General features: G+C 66.0%; 12 protein-coding genes. 6 read left to right on the top strand and 6 right to left on the bottom strand.

Annotation, left to right across the window (positions count from 1 at the left end; translation table 11 throughout):
* Positions 1-111 precede the first annotated feature (111 nt).
* Entirely contained in the window at positions 112-1,356 is a 1,245-nt protein-coding gene (locus C6I20_RS04425) for a polysaccharide pyruvyl transferase family protein (protein WP_118394857.1), read from the top strand.
* 34 nt (positions 1,357-1,390) lie between these two features.
* Here the strand turns inward: C6I20_RS04425 and C6I20_RS04420 are convergent, their stop codons facing one another.
* Complete coding sequence (locus C6I20_RS04420) at positions 1,391-2,725, bottom strand: polysaccharide pyruvyl transferase family protein (RefSeq protein ID WP_118394856.1); 1,335 nt, start codon at positions 2,723-2,725, stop codon at positions 1,391-1,393.
* Positions 2,726-2,851: 126 nt separating this feature from the next.
* On the opposite strand from C6I20_RS04420, the gene C6I20_RS04415 reads away from it, so the two are divergent.
* Complete coding sequence (locus tag C6I20_RS04415; protein WP_118394855.1) at positions 2,852-4,573, top strand: CDP-glycerol glycerophosphotransferase family protein; 1,722 nt, start codon at positions 2,852-2,854, stop codon at positions 4,571-4,573.
* A gap of 12 nt (positions 4,574-4,585) precedes the next feature.
* Here the strand turns inward: C6I20_RS04415 and C6I20_RS04410 are convergent, their stop codons facing one another.
* Together C6I20_RS04410 and C6I20_RS04405 are read right to left on the bottom strand one after the other, a co-directional pair.
* On the bottom strand, positions 4,586-6,013 hold the full coding sequence (locus C6I20_RS04410; protein WP_162891115.1) for an endonuclease/exonuclease/phosphatase family protein: 1,428 nt from the start codon (positions 6,011-6,013) through the stop codon (positions 4,586-4,588).
* A 273-nt stretch (positions 6,014-6,286) separates the two neighbouring features.
* Positions 6,287-8,668 carry an Ig-like domain-containing protein gene (locus C6I20_RS04405; protein ID WP_162891114.1) on the bottom strand — a complete coding sequence of 794 codons (2,382 nt, stop codon included), beginning with the start codon at positions 8,666-8,668 and terminating at the stop codon, positions 6,287-6,289.
* 195 nt (positions 8,669-8,863) lie between these two features.
* Between C6I20_RS04405 and C6I20_RS04400 the strand changes: the two genes are divergently transcribed.
* The 4 genes from C6I20_RS04400 (at position 8,864) to C6I20_RS04385 (ending at position 12,782) form a co-directional block, all read left to right on the top strand.
* Positions 8,864-9,415 carry a hypothetical protein gene (locus C6I20_RS04400; RefSeq protein WP_162891113.1) on the top strand — a complete coding sequence of 184 codons (552 nt, stop codon included), beginning with the start codon at positions 8,864-8,866 and terminating at the stop codon, positions 9,413-9,415.
* Positions 9,416-9,438: 23 nt separating this feature from the next.
* Positions 9,439-10,413, top strand: a complete 975-nt coding sequence (locus C6I20_RS04395) for a glycosyltransferase (protein ID WP_216822988.1) — start codon at positions 9,439-9,441, stop codon at positions 10,411-10,413.
* Positions 10,403-11,581, top strand: a complete 1,179-nt coding sequence (gene glf, locus C6I20_RS04390) for a UDP-galactopyranose mutase (protein ID WP_118394850.1) — start codon at positions 10,403-10,405, stop codon at positions 11,579-11,581. The genes C6I20_RS04395 and glf overlap by 11 nt, the downstream gene beginning before the upstream one ends.
* A gap of 79 nt (positions 11,582-11,660) precedes the next feature.
* Positions 11,661-12,782, top strand: coding sequence for a CDP-glycerol glycerophosphotransferase family protein (locus tag C6I20_RS04385; protein ID WP_162891112.1), 1,122 nt, complete (start codon positions 11,661-11,663; stop codon positions 12,780-12,782).
* Between the two features lie 136 nt (positions 12,783-12,918).
* On the opposite strand, the gene C6I20_RS04380 is transcribed toward C6I20_RS04385, so the two are convergent.
* The 3 genes from C6I20_RS04380 to C6I20_RS04370 are packed head-to-tail and all read right to left on the bottom strand — an operon-like array spanning position 12,919 to position 15,569.
* Positions 12,919-13,293: a hypothetical protein gene (locus tag C6I20_RS04380; RefSeq protein WP_118394848.1), complete on the bottom strand. Its 375-nt coding sequence runs from the start codon at positions 13,291-13,293 to the stop codon at positions 12,919-12,921.
* Positions 13,290-14,711, bottom strand: coding sequence for a bifunctional cytidylyltransferase/SDR family oxidoreductase (locus C6I20_RS04375; protein WP_118394847.1), 1,422 nt, complete (start codon positions 14,709-14,711; stop codon positions 13,290-13,292). The genes C6I20_RS04380 and C6I20_RS04375 overlap by 4 nt, the downstream gene beginning before the upstream one ends.
* A 27-nt stretch (positions 14,712-14,738) precedes the next feature.
* Positions 14,739-15,569 carry a siderophore-interacting protein gene (locus tag C6I20_RS04370; protein ID WP_216822987.1) on the bottom strand — a complete coding sequence of 277 codons (831 nt, stop codon included), beginning with the start codon at positions 15,567-15,569 and terminating at the stop codon, positions 14,739-14,741.
* Positions 15,570-15,579: the final 10 nt, after the last annotated feature.

Here is a 15,579-nt window from a genome sequence, read left to right as displayed (position 1 = left end):
GGGCCCCCCGAATGTGCTTGATCGGCCCGACCGGGGGCGCCCGTATCATGTCCAGGTGAGCGGTTCTGCGACTCACGCGGAGCCCGTTCGACTGAGAGAACACCCGATCACATGACCCGCATTCTGATTCGTGCTGCCCAGGACCCCACCGTCGCGCTCAAGGCGATGGCTTCGGCTGAGCGGATGGGCGCGAACGCAGGGAACCTGCTGTACGCCAACGCCGTCGCCCGAACCCTCGCGGCGCGCTCCAACCGGGTCGAGACCGGCGCGTTCGACGCACACCTGGTCGACCGTGCTGCGTGGGTCCGCAAGATCAACAAGCGGTACGACCACTACGTGGTCCCGCTGGCGAACGCCTTCCGCTACAAGAACGGCGCCTCGCTGGAAGCCATGACCGAGCTGGTGCGGGCGCTCGACGTCCCGGTGACCGTCGTCGGCGTCGGCGCTCAGGCCACGATCACCGCCGCGTCGGACGATGCGAGGGCAATCCGCATGGGCAAGACCGGCGGGCGCAAGTTGCCCTCCGCAGCGGACTCAGCGTTCCATGACGACCGGGTGCGCGCATTCGTCGAGGCCGTCCTGGAGAAGTCGACGAGCTTCGGCGTCCGCGGCCCGGTCACCAAGGCATACCTGGTGGGTCTCGGCCTTCCGGACGAGCGTATTGACGTCATCGGCTGCCCGTCGGTCTTCACCTGGGGACCTGAATTCCGGGTGCACAAGGGCAACGGGCCCGTGACGGAGGCCTCCGCGCTGTCGATGAACATCGACTACCGGGTCCGCGGGATCGGCGCGGTCATCGAGCGCAACGTCGCGCTGTACCCCCGGCTCACGAGTGTGTCGCAGGACCTGAAGTCCGCCCGCATGATCATCACGGGCGAAGAACAGTTCGACATGACCAGGCGAGATCCGCGCACTCCTGTCCACACCGCCCACCCGCTTTTCCGCGGTGGCCGACTCCTGTTCTTCGCCAGCCCCTGGGGGTGGATCGCCGAGATGGGGCGGATGCAGTTCGTGTTCGGGAACCGGCTGCACGGCAACATCGCGGCGATCCTCGGTGGTACGCCGGCGCACCTGCTGGCACACGACAGCCGCACTCTCGAGCTCGCGCGCTACCACGCGATCCCCTACTCCACGCTCGACGAGGAAGCCACGCCGCCGACCGCCGCCGAGCTGTGGGACCGCACGGACTACACGGCGTTCAACGAGGCGTACCCGGGACGTTTCGGGACCTACATCGACTTCCTGCACCGCAACGAACTCGTCACCGCCTACGACGGACGCAACCGACTGCCTCGCTTCGACCGATCGATCCGCCGCGGACAGGCGACGCCGGCGGTCGTGTCGGGTCACAAGTAGCCGGGGCCGGCCGCGGCGCCCGACCGCGCGACGGTCAGGACCGGATGCGACGGACCAGAGCGCCGGCCCGCTCGCGTGCCGAGGACGGAACACCCTGCGCGCTGACCACACCGGCAGCACGCGCTGCGGGCTCGACCGAGGCGTCGAACGCCTCGAGCGCCGCGCCGGGGTCGTCGTAGGCAGAGCGCAGCGAGTTGCGCTCGAGGAACGTCGTGAACCTGCCGAACAGCTCGCGGTACGACGCGTTGAACGCGGTGTAGTCCTGACGGGTGGCCAGGTCCGCCGCCGAGCGCACGGTTCCCAGGTCGTCGGTCAGGGTGTGCGGCAGGTGGTGGTGATCCGCAATCTCCAGGGTGCGCGAGTCGTGCACGAGCAGGTGCGCGGAGGTGCCGGCCAGGGTGGCGGCCACGGTGCCGTGCAGGCGGGGCCCGAGTGAGAAATCCGCGTCCTCGAGGTGGCGGATCCAGGACCACGCCGTCGGGTAGTAGACCATCCTGTGCTTCGCGAAGGTGCGGTGTGACGTCCGGACCGGGAACCGCTCGTCGCCGTCCCAGTCCGGCCGGGTGTCCTCGCCCGTGATGACCATCTGCGCGCCGAGCTTCTCCTGCATGTAGACAGTCGACCGGCGATAGTCGGTGATGGTCTGGTCCAGCAACTGTGCGCTCTCCTCGATCCGGTGGTCGAAGGAGAGCGAGATCTTGCTCTTGCGGTTCAGCCGGATGTCACGCTCCGGCATCTGGAAGTCCGGGCCCCAGGTGAACAGCGACGGGCAGCCAATAGCGTCGATACGGTCAGCGGGGAACCCGAGGTGCTGCAGATAGCGTTTGCTGATCTCGCCGCGCACGCCGATCGACGCCGAGCGGTCCAGGACCGCTGCGACGAACCGCCGGGCCGCTGCTTCGTGCTGCTCGATCTCTTCGGCGGAGGCAATGATACCGGTCACTCGGCTCGGCAGGTAGGTGTCGTTTCGCACGTCCTCGAGCCGCAGTTGGGCCCCGATACCGACCACCGTGACCGGGATCGTGAGCCGCTCGACCAGATCTGCCCACAGGTCCAGGTTCTTCATGTTCTGCAGACGGAACGAGCTCGAAAGCGGGAGCACCAGCCGGTCGCACTCAGAGTTGATCCACTCGGCGCGCTCCTCGACCGCACCCTTGGCGAACTTGCCGTACGAGATCGTCTCCAGCTCCACGTCGTCGCGGACCAGCGCGCGGTAGGTCGAGAACTGGTAGAGCAGATTGCCCTGGTTGCCGCCGATGAAGTCGATCGACTTCGCCGGGCTCAGTTTCGCGGTGGGCTTCTGGCAGGATCGCACCCAGATGCGCTCGGACTGGTTGGTCATCGGTGTTCCTTCGTTGGTGACGTCCACCGCACGATCCTCTCACCCCCGCCGTCTCAGCGGCCGCATTGCGGGTCCGCTCCACGGCCGACCCGTGCCACGGTTTCCAGCCACGCGCGTGTTACGTTTCGAGGCGTTACTCTCGGAAAGGTTCACATGTCAGGCGCGATCCGTAACGGACGATCCCAGATCCAGTACGTTGCGCGGGCGTTGGGCGGCTTTCCCGTCGTCATCAACCTTCTCGCGGTCCTCGCACTGGCGGCAGCCATCGCCAGCCCCGACACGCCTCTGGGCCGGTACTCGATCATCGCCGTGGCAGCGCTGCTCGTCGGGCGCGCTTCCCACCAGGCAATCAAGGACGGTCAGGACAACGTTGACCGGCTCTGGCTCGGCAACAGCATCGTCGCGCGGATGGCCACGACCGCCGGAGCATTGGCCGTCGGACTGACCCGCGACTCCGACGGCTGGACCGCCGCCGCGGCCATCATCCTGCTGGTGCTGCTCGTCGGCGAGCAGACGATGCGTCGCCCCGTGGAGTCTGCGGCACCTCAGGCGGCGAACCTTCCCGGCGCCCACGTTGCCCTGCCATCGACCCGCCTCGCCACCTGGATCTTCGTGGTCAACACCCTCGGCACGACCTTTCTGGCGGTGTCCGGCGTTCTCGACCTGACACCGGCGCCGGCGACCATCGCCGGCGCTGTCGGCGTCGTGATGATGATCGCCATCTGTCTGCAGGCTGCACGATTCCTCGTGCAGCGTCGGCGGTTCGAGGCACGACTTCCGGCCCTCCTCAAGGAGCTGGACCCGAGGTTCGCCTTCCACTGGCAGGCTCCGGCAGGCACGGCGTACCAGGCATCCATGTGGTTGCCCTACCTCGAGCGCATCGGCACTCCGTACTTCGTACTCGTCCGGACCATCGCCAACTTCACCGAGGTGTCGAAGATGACGACGGCCCCAGTCATCCTGCGGTCCGGTCTCGAGGACCTCGACCGCATCGTGACCCCCTCCCTGCGCGCCGTCTTCTACGCCAACACCGCGGTTCGCAACTCCCACATGATCCGCTTCCCCCACCTGACGCACATCCAGCTCAACCACGGTGACAGCGACAAGATCGCGAGCGTCAGCCCGACGTTCCGTCAGTACGACCGCAACTTCGTGGCCGGGCAGGCCGCGATCGACCGTTTCGCCACTCACGGCGTCCCAACGCTCGCCGAGCAGTTCGAGATCGTCGGTCGTCCCCAGCTCGAGGACGTGCAGCCCGCTCGAGGCCCGATCGGCGAGAGGGAGCAGCCGGTCGTGCTCTACAGCCCAACCTGGTCGGGTTTCTACGACGACTCGAACTACAGCTCGTTGTCCGCAGGTTCAGCGATCGTCCAGACCCTGCTGGAACGCGGGTGCACCGTCATCTTCCGTCCCCACCCGTACGCCCGCCGCCACCGCGGCAACACCCGGGCCTGCGTCGAGATCATCGGCCTGCTCGAGGCGGACATCCGTCGGACGGGACGTCCTCACGTCTTCGGAGCGAAGGCCGAGACCGAAATGTCGGTCGTGGACTGCTTCAACGCCAGCGACGCCATGATCTCGGACGTGTCCAGCGTGACCTCGGACTACCTGATCTCAGGAAAGCCCTTCGCGATGGCGGCCGTGTCGGCCCACGGCGAGGCATTCGTCGCGGGATTCCCGCTCGCCCGCGCCGCCTACGTCTTCGACGTCGTCAAGCGCGAGGCCAGCGGACTGAGCGAGCTCGTCGAGGACATGTTGGGGCCCGACTCGCACGCCGAAACCCGTCGGTCGCTGCGCTCCTACTACCTCAGCGATACCCCGCCGGAGCAGATTGCCGATCGGTTCCTCGAGACAGCCCGCCGCTACCTCCGCTAGCTTCGAGGTTGGTCAGGGTAGGTAGACCGTCAGCCGGATCATGTTGTGGTCCGACGGAATCGTGCCGATGAATCGGCCGCTACCGTCAAGCTTGGCGACGGTCTCCCACTCGAGGACACGCATCGGTGACACAAAGATGTGATCGATCATCGGTGCCGATGCATCGCGTCGCGGTTGACGTGCGTACTTGTTGACGGTCTTGAGATCGGCATTGGTCAGCTTTTCCGCCGCGCCGAGCTTGCCGCTCCTGATCAAAGGATCGACGAATCCCCCGCCTGTGATGGTGCGATACACGCCGTTGCTGTTGTTGCGGTGGGCCGCAGAGTTGAAGTCGCCGGCCATCACAACGGGCAGCTCTCCCTTGGAGATCGAATTCGCGAGCCGCACCATCTGACCGGCCGAGGCTGTGCGGTGACTGAAGCGCGAACTGGCCTTGGAAGTCACGAAATGGGTGTTGAGGAACACGAACCGCTTCGCCGTGCTCTTCTGCTCGAAGATGGCCCAGGTGATGTAGCGCATCACCCCGAACCGCGTGCTTCCGGGAATCTCCTCGTACCCGTGATCGACCAGCTCAAGACGCTTGGTGTTGTAGACCGTGCGGGCCTCCCCCGTCGCTCCCTTCGAGTCCTCGGTCAGGGCCCAGTCAGGACCCAGCACGCGCACGATGTCGGCATACTGCCTGATTCCGCCGGCGACGGTGACCGGCGTCGCCTCCTGCAGGCCGGCGACGTCGACTTCTTGCGACCGAATCGTCTCGGCGATGGCCAGCCGGCGTGCCGACCAGTTGGCCTTCGAGGACTTGAGGACATTGAACGACGCGACACGCAACGGCGCCGATCGCAAGGTCTGTCGCGTTTCCGGATCAGACCAAGGGCTCAGGGCAACACCTGTAGGTCCAACAATCCTGACCCGTGTCGAGTAGGTCGCCTTGTAGCCGAGCTTGGTGAACTTCGCCGTGCGCTTCGAGACGGTCTTGGTCTTGGGATCGCTGAACACCTCGTCCTTGTCCAGCTGCGCCTCGTACTTGACCTTCTCCTTCGTCGTGGCATCGCTGGTCCAACTGGCCGATAGGGACGCAGATGTCTTGCTGTCGACGACGAGCTTCGGCGCCACGTAACTGAACCCCGTGGTGAATCGCACGAGAGGGCTCGGCCTGCTGACCTTGTCTCCCCGGACCGAGGACACCCGCAGGAAGTATGTCGTACCCGGGATCAACGAACTCAGCGCAAACGTGTTGCGCTCGACCTGCTGGGTCTGGGCATCGGAGAAGTCGAGGTTCTCGGAGTACTGCACGCGGAAAGCGGTCGCCGGCCCCCGGGTCCACGTCGCGGTCGCGGTGGTGTCGTCCGACTCCACCTGGACTCCACCTGGTGCGACGGGTGCCGGGTCGGCGAGCTCGACGACTGGCCAAAACAGCAACGCCCCCACGACTGCAACCACCGCGACCCCCACGACATAAGGGAGACGGCGCCCCGGGGCTCTGGAGCGCAGCGACCGACTGAATCGCGATCTCGGCGTAGCCCCACCGGCCCCGCCAGCCACAGGACGCCGGTTCTTCGGCACGCGGCGCCGGTGCTGGCCACTCGGTGACGTCATGAGACGTCGTCTCCGGTGGGGCTGACCTGCATGGCCGCAACGATACCAACGCCCCGGAAGGGCCGGCTCACCCTCGGGGACGGATGAGTGTTGGTCCTGCCGACCCGGATCGCTGGGTCACTTCATCGAAACCTTGACGGTGTTGGAGATCTTCGTCGAACCCGTGCTCGTGGCGATCCGCCAGTATTTGGTGTTGATGACCGGCACAGCGATGAACTCCTGGCTGCCGCCGCTGATTCGATAGGTCGAGTGAGTCTTCCACGAACCTCTTGCCGATCTCATCTGCAGACGCACGACGCCATTGGTCTTCCTCCACGAGATCAAGAATGGGATCTTCTGTCCGCTCTTGGCCATGTTCGTGGCATACAGTCGCGGCGTCGAGCTGGAAGTCTTGGTCCGCACGGTGTTGATGCTCCAGGCTGACTTCGTCTTGGCGGTCGAGTTAGGGACGTCATCGCCGTCGATCTTGTCGAGCCTGGCCCCGTACGCGCGCCAGGTCTTGCTGCCCTTGAACGACGGCGAGATGCTGCCTACTCCGTCCTTGACGGTGACGTACTTGCCGTACGTCTTCCAGCCGCCCGAGTAGTACTGCAGTTTGACGACGCCGTCGTACTCGTGCCCGTCGGCCCCCCAGGTCACGACGATGTCAGTGTTGCCACCCGGTGACTGGTAGTTGTCCATCGTGAGCGTTGGTGCAACGCTGGCCCGTCCGCCCGCACCCGTCGTGGTCGCGCCGCTGGCGACCACGACAGTGGAAGTCGCGGTCTTGGAGACCCGCGGCTGGTTCAGCACGCCGGGCGCCGAGACCTGCACCTCAATTGTGGTCTGTCCCGGTGTCAGACCCGTGACCACGCCGGTGGGACTCACGGTGGCCGCGGCGGGATTGCTCGAGACCCACGTGGTGTCGGTGACCAAGGCCTTCTCGGGCTTCAGCCGGGGGCTGAGCTGCACCGATCCGCCCGGCGCGACCTTGACGGTCCCGGCCGGGCTGATCGACACGCTCGACGGTGTCGCCCATTTCGTCTGACCCCGGGCCAGCTGATAGATGCGCTCGGAATGCTCCTGAACGGCGTCCGTCACTTCCAGGTTGTCGGCCTTGAATGCCAGCTCGTCGTACTCCAGGCTCGTCCCGGTGAAGTTCGAGGCACCACCGAATGTCGTGGCCGTGCCGCCGTGCTTGTAGCTCAGGGTCTTGTCGTGCACGTTGGCGAACTCGACGTGGCCGATCAGCTCACGCAGGCTGGAGCTCATGTTGAAGTAGCCATCCACGAGATCGGAGATCGCATTGTTCCCCAGCACGATGCGCACGTCGCACTTCTGCTGGGCGAGCTTTCCGAGTCCGTCCTTGACCCCGTTGCGGGTGCTGTTGAACAGCGAGTGCACGGCATAGACCTTGCAGCCGGTCTTGGTCGTGTTGTTCGCGGCCTGCTGGTCCAGGAATGCCGCCTCCACATCGGTCTCATCTGTGTGGTCCGAGGCGGCCGTCTTGCGGCGTGGCGACGGGAACAACGTGATGCCCGAGTCCGTCGGCATTCCCGCGACGACGCCGGTCGCCGGATCGACGGTGATTGCCGCCTTGTAGGCGGGCGTGTTGAGTGCATCCGAGGCCGACATGCCGTTGGCCACCGCGACCGACGGGTCGAAGATGCCCTCCTTGACGGCCTTGAACGCCGCGGCGTCGTCGAAGATCGCGATACTGATGTTGGACTTCTTGGAGCCGCTGGAGCCGTTGAGGTTCGAGGAGGTGATCCACACAACGTTCGGGCGGATCATGCCCGTGGAGTCAGCGGCCTCCTCGAAGGCGCCGTACTTGGAGTGCATCAGGTGATCGGGCCCCGAGAGGCAACCGCCGTCACCGCTGCATTCGGCATAGTTGACGGCCTGCGAGCCGCTCGACTTGTAGCCGGCCTTGACGAGCCGGGCGAGCGAACTGTTGGCCGCGACCGCCTCGTCAAGGCTCTCCTTGGCACCGAGCACATGGATGAACTGACGGCGCTCGGCTTCGGTGTCGTACATGTTGACCTGGTTGAGGAAGGCCGCGGTGGGCGAGAAGACCTCGTCCCGGCCTGCGACGGTCCACTTGTCGCCGCCCGGGACGGCAGGGTTAGCGCTGCGGCTGATCGAGCGGTCGTCGTACAAGCTGTTGAACAGCGTGGTGTACGACTTCTTGCCCTTGGGCACCGAGTTGACCAGGTAGGCGAACTCGTTGACCGTGCGCCAGTCCATGCCGTTCTCGTTGTCACCGACCGAGCCGTAGATCTCCACGCGCCTGCCGTTCGCGCTCGCCACCACATTGGGCTCGACAGACTTGAACGACTTCGGGTCGTAGCCTGGAGCATTGCGGTCGACCGCGTCGAGGTCGACGTAGCGGTCCTCGTCGCGCAGCTGGGTGGCGGTTGCCAGACCCGTCGCGGGGGCGGCAGAGGCCGGCATCGTCGCGGGGAGCAGGCCACCGACGAGCAGCGTCATGGCGCCAAGGAGCATGGGCTTACGCAGCATGGGGAGTCTTCCTGGGTGTTGATGGTCGAGCGTCGACCACAGATTACACGCTTTCTCATCTGCCGTACCGGGTGATTCTGATTGCGTCGGCAGATCGGACCGGATTGGGTGGCCGGTCGTGGCAGTGCGGTCTAGGATAGCCCGGTTCGTCGAGATGGCATCGGGCCGGTCGATGGGACCCGGACGGAGATGGGCATGCGCACGTTGTGGGATCGCCTGATCGGCAGTCCGAGGGCGCTCGCCGCCGCTGTGGCTGGCCTCGTCCTGGTCGCGGCGACCGTCGTGATGGTAGTCGCCGCGTCCGGCGGCCCGGACGCCACAGCAGCCGCTGCCGCAGCCCCGACACCCGAGTCGTCCGCCGAGTCCCCGGGGGCCGACCCGACGGAGAAGGCCTCGAAGGCTGTGCCGGAGGTCATCCCTCCTGACAAGGACGTCTACTGCCCCGCCTTCGCCCAGATCCAGAGCGGCGGCCTAACGACACCCGGCGACAACGACGAGGACGGCGTCGACCTCGCGGAGCTCTCCGCGACGTTCGACGGACTCATCACCCGCTACAGCAAGGCCGAGCGGGTGGCCCCGTTGAGCCTGCGCGACGAGTACGCCCAGGCACTGGGATACCTCAGGCAGGGCAAGAAGGCCACGACCTCCAAGGATGTCGAGCTCCTCAAGGCCCTCGTCGTCAACCTCGAGAGCCTCAACGACTCGATGGACACGATCCAGGGCAAGTCCGCACAGTTCTGCGGCTGAGCGCTGAGGGTAGGGTGGCCCGGGTGACCCCGGCACCGGCAAATCTCGCGATCGCCATCGTGACCTTCAACCGGTCCACCTTCCTGCGTGAGCTACTCGCCAGCGCGGCCAAGATGGACACCCCACCATTCAAGATCGTCGTGGTCGACAACGCCAGCACCGATGACACACAGGCCGTGCTCGCGGAGACGATGAAGGACTTTCCGCCGGGCGTCGTCGTCAACCACCGGCTCGACACCAACACCGGCGGATCGGGCGGCTTCAGTGAGGGCACCAAGGTCGCCCTCGAGATGGGCGCCGACTGGGTGTGGTTGATGGACGATGACGTCGAGATCCTCCCCGACGCACTCGAGCAGTTCGCCCCGTGGATGGAGCGGTTCAAGGTCATCCACGGCCGCCGCTACGACTTCGACGGCACTCCGTTCTACTGGCAGGCCAAGTTCAACGGCTTCCTCGGGGTGCCCCTGCCGTACAGCGGCAAGCAGTTCGGTCGCGACGGCTACGCGGTGACCAACTCCGGGACGTTCGAAGGCATGCTGATCAGCGCCGACATCGTCCGCAAGATCGGGCTGCCCGACCCGCGCTTCTTCATCTCGTGGGACGACGCGGCCTACGCCTGGCTTGCGGCACAGCACACCGAGGTCGTCTACGTCGATGCCTACGTGCTGAAGCGCAAGCGGGAGCAGAAGCAGGTCAACCTCGGCATCCGCCACCTCAACGACGGCAGCCCTCTGTTCCGTTTCCACGTCATCCGCAACCGGGCGTATGTCGGCAAGTACTTCGCCGAGTACGGCAAGCTCAACCGGGTCGGTTTCGGCCTCGGCACGGCACTGACGCTCGCCAAGGAGGTCTTCCGCCTCGTGGTCGTCCAGCACACCCTCAAGGGGCTCGGTGATCTGGCCCGCGGCTTCCGCGCCAATCGTGCGCTGTGGCGCGACAAGACGTGGCGTCCGATGGATCCAGCCGACGTACCGGCACGATTGACCCATGGACGCTGACCTTCTGATCGTCGGCTCGGGCTTCTTCGGCCTGACGATCGCCGACCGGTGCGCACGCGAGCTGAATCTCCGTGTGCAGATCATCGACCGCAGGCCGCACATCGGCGGCAACGCCTACAGCGAGATCGAGCCCGAGACCGGCATCGAGGTGCACCGCTACGGCGCTCACCTGTTCCACACCTCCAACCAGCGGGTGTGGGAGTACGCCAACCGATTCACCGAGTTCACCGGCTACCAGCACCGCGTCTACACGACGTATCACGACGAAGTCTTCCCGATGCCGATCAACCTCGGCACGATCAACCAGTACCAACGCGCCGCCTACTCCCCCGACGAGGCCCGGGCCTGGGTCGTCGAGCAGGCCTCGATGCTGACCGGCGATCCGGCCAACTTCGAGGAAAAGGCCATCTCGCTGATCGGCCAGCCGCTCTACGAGGCGTTCATCAAGGGATACACCGCCAAACAGTGGCAGACCGACCCCCGCGAGCTGAGCGCGGAGATCATCTCCCGCCTGCCCGTGCGCTACACCTACGACAACCGCTACTTCTCCGACACCTACGAGGGCCTGCCGGTTGACGGCTACACCGCATGGCTCGAGCGGATGGCCGATCACCCCAACATCTCGGTGACGCTCGACACCGACTTCTTCGACGAGACGCAGCCGTTCAACAAGGCTTCGACCGTCGGACAGGTGCCGATCGTCTACACCGGGCCCGTCGACCGCTACTTCGACTTCGCGCACGGCGACCTGTCGTGGCGCACACTGGACTTCGAGACCGAGGTCCTGCCGATCGGCGACTTCCAGGGCACCCCGGTCATGAATTATGCCGACACCGACATCGACCACACCCGGATCCACGAGTTCCGGCACTTCCACCCCGAGCGTGACTACCCCAGCGACAAGACCGTCATCATGCGGGAGTACAGCCGGGCCGCCGAAGCTGCCGATGAGCCCTACTACCCCATCAACACCGCGCAGGACCGTGAGCGGCTGCTGGCCTACCGCGAGCTCGCCAAGGGCGAGTCCGATGTGCTGTTCGGCGGCCGGCTGGGCACCTACCAGTACCTCGACATGCACATGGCGATCGGCTCGGCGCTCAGCATGTTCGACAACAAGCTGGCGCCGCACTTCACCGATGGTGCCGCGATCATCGATCATGGCCTCTGAGCGGCGTGGGGGTCCGGTGAGGCGCCTGCAGCAGTGGGCGATCGGCCGATTACGGCGCTCCCGGTTCCTGCCTGTCGGGATGCCGGACAAGCTGACCGACGAAGACCGGGTCGGGCAGGCCCTCTCGCAGCAGGTCCTGGTGTACTTCCCGACCCCCCAGGACAGCCTTTACCAGATCCGGCCGTGGTATCACGCGCTGCAGGCACTCGACGCCGCTCATCCCGTGGTGTGTGTCTTCAAGGACTCTCGGACGGCGGCCGTCGTGCGCGAGGAGACCGAGCTCGACTGCCTGACTCTCGCCCGCTACGGTCAGCTTGACGAGATCCTCGGGCTCAGTGACATCAAGCTCGCGCTCTACGTCAACCACGACCCGGCCAACTTCGAGTGCCTGCGGTTCGCCTCGTTGGTCCACGTCTACCTCGGGCACGGAGACAGCGACAAGGGAGTCTCGGTCTCCAACCAGGTCAAGGCCTACGACTTCTGCTTCCTCGCCGGCCACGCAGCGCTCGACCGTACCTCGTCGGCGGTCATGCTGTATGACGCCGAGGCGCGCAGCGTCCTGGTCGGCCAGCCGCAGTTCGACGGCTCAGCCCCGCTCACCAGCGCGCCGTCTCCGGACGGGCGACCGACGGTGCTGTACGCCCCGACGTGGGAGGCTTCGCAGCCGTCGGTCTCCTACGGCTCGCTCGAGACGCATGGCGTGGCCCTCCTGCGGGCCCTCTCCGGCACCTACCGCGTGATCTATCGGCCGCACCCCCTCAACGGTGTGATTCGACCGTCGTACGCCGCCGCTGACGCGGCGGTTCGCGCACTGGCCGACCGGGTAGACACCGACGTGCCACTCGAGCGATCGTTCGCCGACGCCGACGTGCTCGTCACAGATGTCTCCGCTGTGTCCCTGAACTGGTTGCCGAGTGGCAAGCCGCTGCTCGTGACCCGGCCGGCAGTCGGTTTCCCCCCCAGTCGGCTCATGGAGACCGTGCCGCTGCTGGACCCAGATGCGAAGGTAGCCACGATCGTCGCGGAGCAGCTGAGCGCGGACCCCACGCGAAAGGCACGAGCCGATCTTGTCGAGTACTACCTCGGAGATCCAGCTCCGGGCGTCGCCACGGCGCGCTTCGTTCAGGCCTGCGCAGACGCCCTCGCGGTGCGGGACGAGCAGTGGGCGGTCAAGCAGGCCAACGGTGCTACCGGTCCCTGATGCCGATGCAGCCTCAGCAACCCGACACGACCTCGTCCCTCGCGCGAAGACTCGACCGCACTCCGCCGGTTCGGCCCATCGATACGCGTGGGTACTCCGTCAGCGCTGACACCTCGGCTGACCGGGAGCTGCTCGATCAGGGACTCGACTTCTTCATGGACTCAGACGTCCAGGTGAAGTCACCGGTCGGGCCGTCGATCACCACGGTGGCGATCGCGATCTTGTCCTCGCGTCCGGTGTAGCGGACGTCGCAGCTGAATGTCGTTCCCTCCGCCTTGTCGACCTCGTCGGGGCACTCGGCCTCGACCTGGCGGCCGGTCTTCGCACCGAGCCGACGTTCGATGTTGCTGACCACACCATCGGTCGACATCATGACGATCGCCTCGGGCGCCTGCGGTGGCGCCTCATCGTCCTGCGGCCTGTTGAGGGACTTGAAGACGAACACCACCACGGCGATCAAGCCAAGAACCAGCAGGAGGTAGAACGCCGTGTTCAGGAGGTTCTTCCTCAACTGCCACCACCCACGGCCGCCGGGCCGCCGCCGCGACGGATATCGATGATGTGGCCGGTCTGATTGGCCAGCAGGACGTCGAGCGACTGGCGCGCGACTTCCATCGAGCTCAGCAAAGTACCCTCGGGCTCCTCACCGAACGCCTTGGTACGCATTGGGGTGCCGGTCCGCTCGGGGTTGACGCAATTGACCCGCACCTCACCAGCCCACTCGTCGGCAAGCGCCTGGGTCAGGTTGACGACCGCGGCCTTGGCCGAGGAGTACAACGAGTAGCCCCCACGTCCTCGGGTGTACGACGACGACGTGAACAGCAGCAGCGATCCCGAAGACCGCGCGAGGTGAGGATAGAACTCCTGCGCGATGAAGATCGGTGCGAGGTAGTTGATCTCGGTCGCGGCGAAGATCGTCTCCTCGGAGGTCTCCGCGAGGTCCTCGATCACGAGTACGCCAGCAGTGTTGACCACGAAGTCGATCGAGCTTGCCTCCCTGAGCACCGTGGCGGCAGCCGCGGCGATGTCCTCTCGCCGGTCGACATGTGTGTTGGTCGACGAGCGGGAGAAGGAGTGCACCGTGGCGCCGAAGCCGCGGGCGAGCTCCGCGATGTCGCCACCGATGCCGTACGAGCCGCCGAACACGACCATGGTCTTGCCAGCGAGGGCCGCTCGATACTGCTCATCGCTGAGCTGATCTGGCGTATCGGCCGAGTGAAGCTGGAAGAGCTTGTCCGCGATGTAGACGTCGATCGGCTCTGTGACCTTCATGTTTCGCTCGTGACCGGGAACCACCGCGATCGGCACCTCCGGGAGATAGCGCAGCACGACGGTGCAGTCGTCGGTCGCGGTGAAGTCCGGGTCCTGCCACGCGAGCTCGTACGCCTGTCGAATCACCGACAACCTGAAGGCCTGGGGGGTCTGGCCACGACGTAGCAGGTGGCGCGGCAGCACGTCGGCGATCGTCTCAGTCTGGCCGCCGGGCGTATCGTGAACCTGGACGATCGTGTCAGCCGACGGGATGGCAGTGTCGACAGCCTGATGGGTCGCCAGCGCCGCGACGACGTCGCCGATGATGGTCTGCGAGACCAGCGGACGTACCGCGTCGTGGAACAGGACGTTGCACTCCTCGGTGCCTAGCGCCTCGAGAGCCCGACTCGTCGACTCGTTGCGGGTCTCACCGCCCTCGACAATCTGTGAGACCTTGCCGTACCCGCCGTTCTGCACGATCGCACGCACCGGATCGAGGTGGCCCGGGGCCATCAGGATCACAATCTCGTCGATCAACGGGGACGCCTGGAAAGTTGCGATCGTGTGCTCAATGATCGTCTTGCCGGCGATCTTGATCAGTTGCTTGGGGATCGACAGGCCGACCCTGGTGCCGGTGCCACCAGCAAGGATGACGGCGACGTTGCGGAGTTCAGTCACCCGACGAGGTTACAACCAGTGGCGCCGTCAAGACGCCACCGGTCGAAGCACGGCATCGGTTTGTCGCGACTTCCACTCGCGGAAGCCATCTTCGGTCGTGCCGCGCCGCCAGTAGGCGGACACCGAGACGTCCGCGCGGGCGACGCCGCGCTCGGTCAGGACGTACGGCCGGACGCTCTTGAGCAACGCAGACTCACCGTGGACGAACGCCCGGCAACGCCCCTCGCGCCACGACCAGGCCCGCACGGCATCGTCGAGCAGCGTCGTGCTGCCCGGGTTCGCGTCGCCCCGGTGCAGCCAGTGCATCTCCAAATCTGCATCCGTCGTGATCGCGATCTCGTGCTCGGGTCCGTCGACCTCGACGAAGGCCACCGCCGGCGCGCCGGCGGGCAGCGCCTCCAGCGCCGAGGAGATCGCCGGGAGCCCTGCCTCGTCGCCGACGAACAGGTGCCAGTCGGCAGAAGGGTCCGGTGCGAACGCCCCGCTCGGTCCACGCAGGTGCATGACGTCACCCGGCTCCGCCCGCTCGGCCCAGGGCCCGGCGAAGCCCTCGGAACCGTGAACCACGAAGTCGATCGCCAGCTCCCTGGCCTCGGCGTCGACCCAACGGACCGTGTACGTCCGCAGCACCGGCCACGCCTCAGGGGGCATGGTCTCGCGGACCGCAGCCAGGTCCAGCGGCTCGGGATAGGTGAAACCGTCCGTCAGGAACACCAATTTGACGTACTTGTCGGTGAAGGCGTTCTCCGGACCGAGGAACTCGTCGAACATCGGGCCACCGAACACGATCCGGCGCATGGAGGGGGTCAGGATCTCGGTGCGGAGCACTGTCATTCGGGCGGGGAGTGTCTTGCTCACCTGTGTAGCC

This window comes from Aeromicrobium sp. A1-2 (genome assembly GCF_003443875.1).
Classification (GTDB): Bacteria; Actinomycetota; Actinomycetes; order Propionibacteriales; family Nocardioidaceae; genus Aeromicrobium.
The sequence above is the reverse complement of the archived record's forward strand: the minus strand, read 5'-3'. Positions and strand labels throughout refer to the sequence as shown.